Here is a 9,471-nt window from a genome sequence, read left to right on the forward strand (position 1 = left end):
GTCTTCGTGGTGGTCAACCTGGGTTCGGTCTGCACCCACTGCCTCTACAACGGGGCATTGGGCTGGTCGCACCTGACCCCAGTTTCAATTGAAACTGCGGTCCGCAGCGGGTGGGGTCTGCAGTTTCAATTGAAACTGCAGAATGCCGGTGGCGGCGTGTCGGGATCCGACACGCCGATGGGACGCGAGTTGAAATTGGACGTGCGATTTCAAGGGAAGTTGCGGCGGGGTCAGGAGTTCGGGGTCCAGGAGCGGCCTTCGACGAGGTCGCTGAAGCCCATCCAGACCATGTTCATCAGGCGCATCGCCATGCCGTCGGCGGTGTGCTCCGGCTTGTCGAACCACCACTCCACCAGCGCCTCGCCGGCTCCGACGAGCGCCGCTGCGAACGGCTCGGTCTGCTCCGCCTGCATCGGCTGCGCCGAGTCCTCCGTCGCGCGCGCCAGCAGCACCGCGATCAGGTTCGTCGCCCGCTCCCGCCACTCGGAGAGCTCGGCGACGAACGGTTCGCCCTGCACGTTCGCCCGGCGGTACAGCACCGCCCAGCCCGCCTGGTTGGCCTGCACGTACTCGAAGAACACCAGCAGTCCGCGCCACAGCTGGTCGGCCGGGGGCAGCCCGGCTTCCACCGCGGTTCCGATGGCCTCGATCAGCCGCTCCGCCTCACGGCGGATGCAGGCGACGAACAGTTCGTCCTTGGTGCCGAGGTAGGCGTAGAGCATCGGCTTGGAGATGCCAGCGACCTCGGAGATCTCGTCCATCGACGCGGCGTGGAAGCCGTGCGCGGCGAACACCTCCACCGCGGCGTCCAGGATCTGCCGCTCGCGGACCGCCCTGGGCAGGCGTCGCGATCGGGGGCGGCCGTTGTCCTGAACCATGTCACCTCTCCGCTGGTCCCTGCTCCCGGTCAGGCTAGATCAAAACCGGTCGTCGCAGGTCGCTTGCCTTCGAACCTACTCGAACGTAGTCTTACTCGCGAGTAGGTAAGCGCGTTGGAGGTGGCAACGATGCCAGAAACCGATCCGATCGCCGCACTCGGCGAGGTCGACCCGAAGAAGATCAGCAAGGACGAGTTCGTCGCCCTGCTGGAAGCCGCCTCCGAGATCGCCGGCAGCGACGAGGTGGACCTCAGCGCGCTGCGCCCGGAGCAGTTCGCGCGGCTGATCTCCCGCGCCTCCGACGAACAGCTCGAAGCCGTGATGGCCCGCCCGGAACTGCGCGAAGGCATCCTCGACGAGGTCTTCCGGCGGATGGGCGAGCACTACAAGGCGGGCAACCACGAAGCCGTGGTGCGCTGGCGGATCGGCACCGACGACGACCTGCTGCGCTACGAGTGCGTGCTGGCCGACGGCAAGTGCGAGGTCAGCAAGGACCCGCAGCACGAGCCGCGGGTGACCATCACGGTCGCACCGGCCGAATTCCTCAAGCTGGCCTCCAGCAACGCATCCGCCCCGATGCTGTTCATGAAGGGCAAGCTCAAGGTCGCGGGTGACCTCGGCTTCGCCGCCGGCCTCACCAAGCTCTTCCAGATCCCCAAGGCCTGACAGTCCGAGACCTCGCAGAGAAACGGAAGATGATGAGTTTTTCCCTGGAGCTGAGCGAGGAGCAGCAGGAGCTGCGGGACTGGGTGCGCGGCTTCGCCGAGAAGACCATCCGCCCAGCCGCGCGCGAGTGGGACGAGCGCGAGGAAACGCCGTGGCCGATCATCCAGGAGGCGGCCAAGGTCGGCCTCTACGGCTTCGAAGCGGTGGCCACGTTCTGGGCCGATGACACCGGTCTGTCGCTGCCGATCGCCAACGAGGAGCTGTTCTGGGGCGACGGCGGCATCGGCATGGCGATCTTCGGCACCACCCTCGCGGTGGCCGGGATCTTCGCCGCGGGCACCCCCGACCAGCTCGCCGAATGGGTCCCGCAGTGCTACGGCGACGCCGACGACCCGAAGGTGGCGGCGTTCTGCTCGTCGGAGCCCGGGGCCGGTTCCGACGTCTCGGCGATGCGCACCCGCGCGGTCTACGACGAGGCCACCGACGAGTGGGTGCTCAACGGCCAGAAGGCCTGGGCGACCAACGGCGGCATCGCCAACGTCCACGTGGTGCAGGCGGTCGTGGACCCGGAGCTGGGCTCGCGCGGCCAGGCGGCGTTCGTGGTCCCGCCGGGCACCAAGGGCCTCGAAGCCCCCAGCAAGATCAAGAAGCACGGTCTGCGGGCCTCGCACACCGCCGACGTGTTCCTGGACGACGTGCGCGTCCCCGGCAGCTGCCTGCTGGGCGGCAAGGAGAAGCTGGACGAGCGCCTGGCCCGCTCACGCGAGGGCACCAAGGCCAGCTCGCAGGCGGCGATGAAGACCTTCGAGCTCTCCCGTCCCGCGGTCGGCGCGCAGGCCATCGGCATCGCGCGCGCGGCTTACGAGACGGCGCTGGAGTACGCGAAGGAGCGCGAGACCTTCGGCAGGCCGATCATCGAGAACCAGTCGATCGCCTTCACCCTGGCGGACATGCGGATGGAGATCGACGCGGCCCGCCTCCTGGTGTGGCGCGCGGCCTGGCTGGGTCGCAACGGCGGCTTCACCGCAGGCGAGGGCTCGATGTCCAAGCTCAAGGCGGGACGGGTGGCCACCTGGGCGACGGAGCGGGCGATCCAGATCCTCGGCGGCAACGGCTACACCCGGGAGTTCCCGGTGGAGCGGATGCACCGCGACGCCAAGATCTACGACATCTTCGAAGGCACCGAGCAGATCCAGCAGCTGGTGGTGTCCCGAGCCATCTCCGGCCACCACATCGCCTGACGCTCCTCGTCCTTCGCGGCCCCGGCCTGGTCGGTCGGGGCCGCTCGGGTTGTGGGGGGCCGCAGGCCGAGGGAGGAGCGCGACCTGCGGCGGTACTCGGGGTCGGCGTCAGCCGACCACTACCTTGCCGTCGAACGAGCCGCCGAGGCACGCTTCGCCGCCGGCCTGCAGCTGGATGACCTGGCCGCCGCCCCACACGCAGTCGGACCAGCTGACGCCGAACGGTTGTGCGACCGCGGGCCCGGCCGCGGCCAGCAGGACGCCGAGACCGAAGCTGGAAGCGACGACCGCCTTCTTGACGCGGTTACCCATGATCACCGTCTCCCTTCGGGGGAACCCGGAGCGCCGTCGCCCCGGTGCATCGATGGTCAACACCCGATCCCTCCCCCTGCTGGGCGATTAGTCCGATTGGGTGGGTTACCCGCGCTCGAGCACCCGGCTTCCGCACCGGACGCGTCGGATCGTGTCGAATTGGGCGGGAAGACCAACCGATGGTGCGCGGTCGTCGGCGGCGCAATCGCCCTGCAGCGGAAGATGCAGGTCGCCGGCAGTGGTCTCCGAGGCGGAAAACCCCACCGAATGGGACTATCGGGCGATGTTCGAGGCCGCACCCACCCGATGGAGTGGCGCTCACCACGGTGCGGAATTGCACAAACCATGCGCAGGTTGAAGTGTTGGGAGGCACCATTTCGTGGGCCCTCGTCCCGGTCGGATCCGGGCAGGTGCACCATGGGCGTTCGTCCGAATGGATGAATGTAGACGCGGACCGCATCACCAGCTGGGCCGGTGTGCGTCACAACGACGCGGGCGGGACCGAAAGCGGTACCCGGGCCGCGCCGTACGAGCTCCGCGGGGAGGGCTCGCAACGGGCGAGCCAGCAGCAGCGCTGCTGGCGGTCCGGCCACAGCTTCGAGAGTGAACGGGAGGGCGAAGCGGTGAAGAAGACCACCCCTGACCTGGAGACACCCATCTTCCGGGAACTGAACGAAGAACTCGGCGCACTGCCGGAGATCGACATCCACGACTTCGACGAGCACGCGTTCGACTTCCTCCGCGAGTACGACGCTCAGGCTCAGGAAGAGACCAGCTCCGAAGCGACCGCCGAGCCGGTCGCTGCTGCCTCAGCTGCCTCGGGCTCCAAGTCCAAGTCCGGTTCCCGCCGTGGTGGTCGCCGCCGCAAGGGCGACTGACGTCCCGCCGAGCCCTGCCGAACGGCTCGGCCACAAGACCTGAGAGCGGCCTGCTCGCCTCGTCGAACGAGGTGGGCGGGCCGTTTTCGCTCTTCGCCGGTCGCTGTCGGTGACAGGTGTCACCATGTCCGTCATGTCGACTTGGCAGGAGTTCGCCGAAGAAGCCCCGGAGATGGCCGCGCAGGTCCGCGCGCGGTTGGAAGCCTCCCAGCACCACGTGCTGGCCACCTTGCGACGCGACGGTTCGCCGAGGGTGAGCGGCACGGAGGTCGCCTGGCGCGGCCCTGACCTGGTGCTCGGATCGATGCCGCAGTCCCGGAAGGCCGTCGATCTGCAGCGGGACGCCCGCTTCGCGCTGCACGCCAACCCCGGTTCGCCCGAGGACATGATGGGCGGGGTGGACGTGAAGCTCGCCGGCCGGGCCGAGGAGGTCACCGCCGACGAGCAGCGCGCCTGGGTCGACGAGGTCAAGCCGCCGTCGACGGAGTCCCACCTGTTCCGCCTGGACATCACCGAGGCCACCACCACGGGCGTGTCCGAGGACCAGACCCACCTGGTCATCACCACGTGGACCCCGGGTGGCGGCACCCGGACGTTCAAGCGCGCCTGACGCGTTTCCCCAGGCAGATGCTCGTGAGCACTTCGGGGCGCTCTGGCACCCCGAAGTGCTCACGAACCATGACCTGCGGCGGAGCGATCAGTAGGTGATCGCCATGGCCGGATTGGCGAGGAGGGCGCCCACGTCCGCGAGGAACTGGGATCCCTGCTGGCCGTCGACCACGCGGTGGTCGAAGCTCAGCGCCAGCTGGCAGACCTTCCGCGGCACCACCTGGCCGTCGACCACCCACGGCATGTCGCGGACCGCGCCGAGCGCGAGGATCGCCGACTCACCGGGGTTGAGGATCGGCGTTCCGGTGTCGACGCCGAAGACGCCCACGTTGGTGATCGTGAACGTGCCGCCCACCATGTCCGCCGGGGTCGTCCTGCCCTCCCGCGCGGTGGTGGTCAGCTGCTCCAGCGCCTGCGCCAGCTCCTTCAGGGACTTCTGGTCGGCGTCGCGGACCTTGGGCACCACCAGGCCGCGCGGCGTGGCGGCCGCGATGCCCAGGTGCACGTAGTCCTTGTAGACGATCTCGCCAGCCGCTTCGTCCCAGGTGGCGTTGACGTCCGGGGTCCGGCGGGCCGCCAGGCAGACCGCCTTCGCCGCGAAGGCCAGCGGCGTGACCTTGACGTCGCGGAACTCCGGGTGCTTCTTGAGCTGCTCGCGCAGTTCCATCATCGGCGTGACGTCGATGGTCAGGAACTCGGTGACGTGCGGGGCGGTGAACGCGCTGTTCACCATCGCCTGCGCGGTCGCCTTGCGGACGCCCTTGATCGGCACCCGGCGCTCGCGAGCACCGGGCTCGGCGACCGGGGCGGCCGTGACCGGCGGGGCGCCCGCTGCGGACTGCACGTCCTCGCGGGTGATCACGCCGCCGGAACCGGATCCGGTCAGCCCGGTCAGGTCCACGCCGAGGTCCTTGGCCAGCTTGCGCACCGGCGGCTTGGCCAGCGGCACGTAGCCACCCGCCTGGACTGCGGGTTTCGCCTCCGGCTCGGGCTTCGGCGGCGCCTCGACGGCGGCGGCCGCCGCGGCCTGCCCCTTGCGGGGGCGGCGCTTCGCGCTGGTCGTGCGCGGGCCGTAGCCGACGAGCGTGGCGATGCGCCCGTTGGACTCCTCGCCGATCTTGCCGCCGCTCGCGGCCGGTTCCGCGGTCTCCGAGCCGCCCATGTCGATCGCGATGATCGGCGAACCGACCTCCACGGTCTGGCCCGGGTCGACGAGCAGCTCGCGCACCGTGCCCGCCCACGGGCAGGGCAGCTCGACCGAGGCCTTGGCGGTCTCGATCTCCACGATCACCTGGTTGACGGTGACCGGCTCACCTGGCTTGACGCGCCAGCCCAGGATCTCCGCCTCGGTCAGCCCCTCGCCGACGTCGGGCAGCGGAAATTGCTTGATCGTCATCGAACAACTCCCTCAGTACGCCAACGAGCGGTCTACCGCGTCCAGCACCCGGTCGAGGTCGGGGAGGTAGCCCTCCTCGAGCTTGCTCGGCGGGTACGGGGTGTCGAACCCGGTCACGCGCAGCACCGGTGCCTCCAGCGAGTAGAAGCACTCCTGCTGCACCCGGGCGGTGACCTCCGAGGTCACCGACGACTCGCCGGGCGCCTCGCTGACCAGCACCAACCGGCCGGTGCGGCGCACCGACTCGAACACCGGCCCCAGGTCCAGCGGGGACAGCGAGCGCAGGTCCACGACCTCCAGCTCGGTGCCGTCCTCGGCAGCCGCGGTCGCGGCGTCCAGGCAGGTGCGCACCATCGGGCCGTAGGTGGCCACGGTGACCGCGGAACCCGGCCGCACCACCTTCGAGCTGAACAGCGGCGCCGGCGGCGTCGCCAGGTCGAGCTCGGCCTTCTCGTAGTAGCGGCGCTTCGGCTCAAAGAACAGCACCGGGTCGTCGCACTCGATGGCCTGCTGCAGCATCCAGTAGGCGTCCACCGGGTTGGCGCAGGACACCACCTTCAGGCCCGCGACGTGCGCGAACAGCGATTCCGGCGACTCCGAGTGGTGTTCGACCGCCCCGATCCCGCCGCCGAAGGGCACCCGCACCACGATCGGCATCTTCACCTTGCCCTGGCTGCGGAAGTGCAGCTTGGACAGCTGGGAGACGATCTGGTCGAAGCCGGGGAAGATGAACCCGTCGAACTGGATCTCGCACACCGGGCGGAAGCCGCGGATGGCCAGCCCGACGGCGGTGCCGATGATCCCGGACTCGGCCAGCGGCGTGTCCAGCACGCGGTGCTCGCCGAAGTCCTTCTGCAGGCCGTCGGTGATCCGGAAGACGCCGCCGAGCTTGCCGACGTCCTCGCCCATGATCAGCACCTTCGGGTCGCGCTCCAGCGAAGCGCGCAGACCCAGGTTCAGGGCTTTGGCGATGGTGACGGTCTGGGTGCCCGCCGTTGCGGTCGGGCGTTCCAGTGCGGGCGCGGCCATCAGCGCACACCTCCTGCCATGGCTTCGTCGGCGAATCCGGCCAGGTACTGCAGGTAAGCCTCCCGCTGCGCGGTCAGCTGCGGGCTCTCCTCGGCGTAGACCTCGGAGAACATCCGCTCCGGTGGTGGTTCGGGCATGTTGAAGCAGAAGTCGCGCAGCCGCGCGGCCAGTTCGTCGGCGTCGGCGTCGACTCCGTCGAAGAAGTCCTGCTCGACGCCGTGGTCGCGGACCAGGTGCACCCGCAGGCGCTCGATCGGGTCCTTGAGCTTCCACGCCTCGTGCTCGTCGGCGAGCCGGTAGCGGGTCGGGTCGTCGGAGGTGGTGTGCGCGTCCATCCGGTAGGTGAACGCCTCGATCAGCACCGGTCCGTTGCCCTGGCGGCACTCGTCCATCGCCCAGCGGCTGACCGCCAGGCTGGCGAGCACGTCGTTGCCGTCCACCCGGATGCCGGGGAAGCCGTAGCCGCTGGCGCGCTGGTACAGCGGGACGCGGGTCTGGCGCTCGAGCGGTTCGGAGATGGCCCACTGGTTGTTCTGGCAGAAGAACACCACCGGGGCGTCGTAGACCGCCGACCAGACCATGGCCTCGTGCACGTCGCCCTGGCTGGTGGCGCCGTCGCCGAAGAAGACCATGGTGGCCTCGCCGTCCTGGTCACCGACCTTGCCCTCGAAGCGCTGGCCCATCGCGTAGCCGGTGGCGTTCAGGCACTGGTTGCCGATGACGATGGTGTACAGGTGGAACCCGGTGCTGGTGGGGTCCCAGCTGCCGTGGTCGGTGCCGCGGAAGATGCCCAGCAGCTCCGTCGGGTCGATGCCGCGGCACCAGGCCACGCCGTGCTCGCGGTAGCTGGGGAACGCCATGTCCTGCGGCTGCAGCGCCCGGCCCGCCCCGATCTGGGCGGCCTCCTGGCCGAGCAGCGGGACCCAGATGCCCAGCTGGCCCTGCCGCTGCAGCGCGTTTCCCTCGCGGTCGGCGCGGCGGACCAGCACCATGTCCCGGTACAGGTCGCGCAGCTGCGCGGTGGAGATGTCCAGGTCGAAGTCGGGGTGCTCGACCCGCTGACCTTCAGGGGTGAGGAGCTGTACGAGGTCAGCTCCACCTTCGCTCGTGGCGCGCAAACCGGCGATCACCTGCTCCCGTGTGGGTTTCGCTGCGGTAGCGGCAGGGGGGCCGGCGGTGCCTTCGGTTTCCGGTCGCGTCCATTGCTCGGGGGACATGCGTGATCTCCTCGTGTCGCGCCGGACCACGTCGCTTGTGGCGTCGTGGCCGACAGCCCCGGCCGTACCACCGGCGACCTGGTGGGTCACCCGGGTGCGCGTCCGGGGCGGTTGGATCGCTCCCCGCCATCCTGGCACGAAATCCGCCCTCTTAGTGAGCCCTGCCACAGGGGGCCTGCTCGACCGCGGCGCGGCCGACCTGCCCTCCGCGGATCACCGTAGATCGCCGCCGGCCGGGACGAATCCGCAGGTCATCGAAGTAATGGAGGTCCGACTAACGATTTGTGGACCATCGCAGTGCCGATATTCGAACCGCCCGGGAAGATCCTTCCGGCTCGGTGTCCGTTTTGTTACATTGATCGGCATCTGCTCCTCGGAGGGAAGGTCGGCCCCGTGGGTGGTACCGAGAGGGACACCGAGCACCCGAGCGGACCGGTGACCTCGACGAGTTCGCGCGCATCATCGAGACGCTCGGCAGAGCGCTGACCCGGCCTGAGTGCGACAAACTGGGCAGGTGGGCGAGTACGCGAACCTGCTGACGTTGCCGGACGAGTTCGCACTGCTGCTGCACAAGCCCAACGGGTCGCACTACGTCAGCGCGAACCCGAACACCGCCACCGCAGCGGCCGAGATCGGCGAGCTGGTCCTGCGCGGGCGGATGGCCCCGCGCGGCACCGCGATCCAGCTGCTCGACGCCGCGTCCTGCGGCCAGCCGTGGATGGACGAGCTGCTCGCGGAGTTCCAGCGCGCGGCCGGGCGCGACAACCTCCCGGTGGAGCTGAGCTGGTGGCTGCCGATGCGCACCACCGCGTTCTTCGCGCACCGATCGGTGCTGGTCGACCGCGGAGTCCTGCGCCGGGAGCGGCGGACGTTCCTCGGTTTCCTCCCCGACGACCGCTACCACCCGGACCGGGCCATCCGCGGCGCTCTGCTGGCCGAACTGCACGCCCTGGCGCGCGATGAGCTGCCGATCGACGGACGTCTGGCGCTGCTGGGCACGCTGGTCCACCGCAGCGGTCTGGTCCACGCCCTCGACTTCGACCGCGGCGAGCGCACCCGGCTGAAGTCCCTCGCCAACCGCGAGGACCTCGGCGACGACGTGACCCCAGCGGTCACCGCCGCCATCCTCGCCATGACCACCCTGCCCACCACCGTCGTCCTGGCCGACGGCTGATCGCTCCGCCCCGAGTCCGCAGTTTCAATTGAAACTGCGGTCCGCCGTGCCTGGGATTTGCAGTTTCAATT

At 69.5% G+C, this 9,471-nt stretch carries 10 protein-coding genes; 5 read left to right on the top strand and 5 right to left on the bottom strand.

What is annotated here, in order from left to right:
- Positions 1 to 230 precede the first annotated feature (230 nt).
- Positions 231 to 878, bottom strand: a complete 648-nt coding sequence (locus tag ABTZ89_RS30320) for a TetR/AcrR family transcriptional regulator (RefSeq protein WP_270950494.1) — start codon at positions 876 to 878, stop codon at positions 231 to 233.
- A 129-nt stretch (positions 879 to 1,007) separates the two neighbouring features.
- Here ABTZ89_RS30320 and ABTZ89_RS30325 point away from each other — a divergent pair, with 129 nt between their 5' ends.
- Both ABTZ89_RS30325 and ABTZ89_RS30330 read left to right on the top strand, forming a co-directional pair.
- Entirely contained in the window at positions 1,008 to 1,544 is a 537-nt protein-coding gene (locus ABTZ89_RS30325) for an SCP2 sterol-binding domain-containing protein (protein ID WP_351051103.1), read from the top strand.
- A 29-nt stretch (positions 1,545 to 1,573) separates the two neighbouring features.
- Positions 1,574 to 2,785, top strand: a complete 1,212-nt coding sequence (locus tag ABTZ89_RS30330; RefSeq protein WP_270950496.1) for an acyl-CoA dehydrogenase family protein — start codon at positions 1,574 to 1,576, stop codon at positions 2,783 to 2,785.
- 108 nt (positions 2,786 to 2,893) lie between these two features.
- Here ABTZ89_RS30330 and ABTZ89_RS30335 read toward each other — a convergent pair whose 3' ends face one another.
- Complete coding sequence (locus ABTZ89_RS30335; protein ID WP_270950497.1) at positions 2,894 to 3,097, bottom strand: hypothetical protein; 204 nt, start codon at positions 3,095 to 3,097, stop codon at positions 2,894 to 2,896.
- 311 nt (positions 3,098 to 3,408) lie between these two features.
- On the opposite strand from ABTZ89_RS30335, the gene ABTZ89_RS30340 reads away from it, so the two are divergent.
- Both ABTZ89_RS30340 and ABTZ89_RS30345 read left to right on the top strand, forming a co-directional pair.
- A complete protein-coding gene (locus ABTZ89_RS30340) occupies positions 3,409 to 3,975 on the top strand; it encodes a hypothetical protein (RefSeq protein ID WP_270950498.1) in 567 nt (188 codons plus the stop codon).
- A 133-nt stretch (positions 3,976 to 4,108) separates the two neighbouring features.
- Positions 4,109 to 4,585 (top strand): pyridoxamine 5'-phosphate oxidase family protein, encoded by a 477-nt coding sequence (locus ABTZ89_RS30345; protein ID WP_351051107.1) that lies wholly within the window; start codon positions 4,109 to 4,111, stop codon positions 4,583 to 4,585.
- A gap of 87 nt (positions 4,586 to 4,672) precedes the next feature.
- Here the strand turns inward: ABTZ89_RS30345 and ABTZ89_RS30350 are convergent, their stop codons facing one another.
- Genes ABTZ89_RS30350 through pdhA form a run of 3 tightly spaced genes read right to left on the bottom strand, consistent with a single transcriptional unit; the run spans position 4,673 to position 8,226 of the window.
- Positions 4,673 to 5,980 carry a dihydrolipoamide acetyltransferase family protein gene (locus ABTZ89_RS30350; RefSeq protein WP_270950500.1) on the bottom strand — a complete coding sequence of 436 codons (1,308 nt, stop codon included), beginning with the start codon at positions 5,978 to 5,980 and terminating at the stop codon, positions 4,673 to 4,675.
- 12 nt (positions 5,981 to 5,992) lie between these two features.
- Complete coding sequence (locus tag ABTZ89_RS30355; protein ID WP_351051110.1) at positions 5,993 to 7,009, bottom strand: alpha-ketoacid dehydrogenase subunit beta; 1,017 nt, start codon at positions 7,007 to 7,009, stop codon at positions 5,993 to 5,995.
- Complete coding sequence (gene pdhA, locus ABTZ89_RS30360) at positions 7,009 to 8,226, bottom strand: pyruvate dehydrogenase (acetyl-transferring) E1 component subunit alpha (protein WP_351051113.1); 1,218 nt, start codon at positions 8,224 to 8,226, stop codon at positions 7,009 to 7,011. The genes ABTZ89_RS30355 and pdhA overlap by 1 nt, the downstream gene beginning before the upstream one ends.
- A 514-nt stretch (positions 8,227 to 8,740) precedes the next feature.
- Here pdhA and ABTZ89_RS30365 point away from each other — a divergent pair.
- Positions 8,741 to 9,400 carry a GOLPH3/VPS74 family protein gene (locus ABTZ89_RS30365; RefSeq protein ID WP_351051116.1) on the top strand — a complete coding sequence of 220 codons (660 nt, stop codon included), beginning with the start codon at positions 8,741 to 8,743 and terminating at the stop codon, positions 9,398 to 9,400.
- Positions 9,401 to 9,471 lie beyond the last annotated feature (71 nt).

The organism is Saccharopolyspora sp. NPDC002686 (genome assembly GCF_040295745.1).
GTDB lineage: Bacteria > Actinomycetota > Actinomycetes > Mycobacteriales > Pseudonocardiaceae > Saccharopolyspora > Saccharopolyspora oryzae.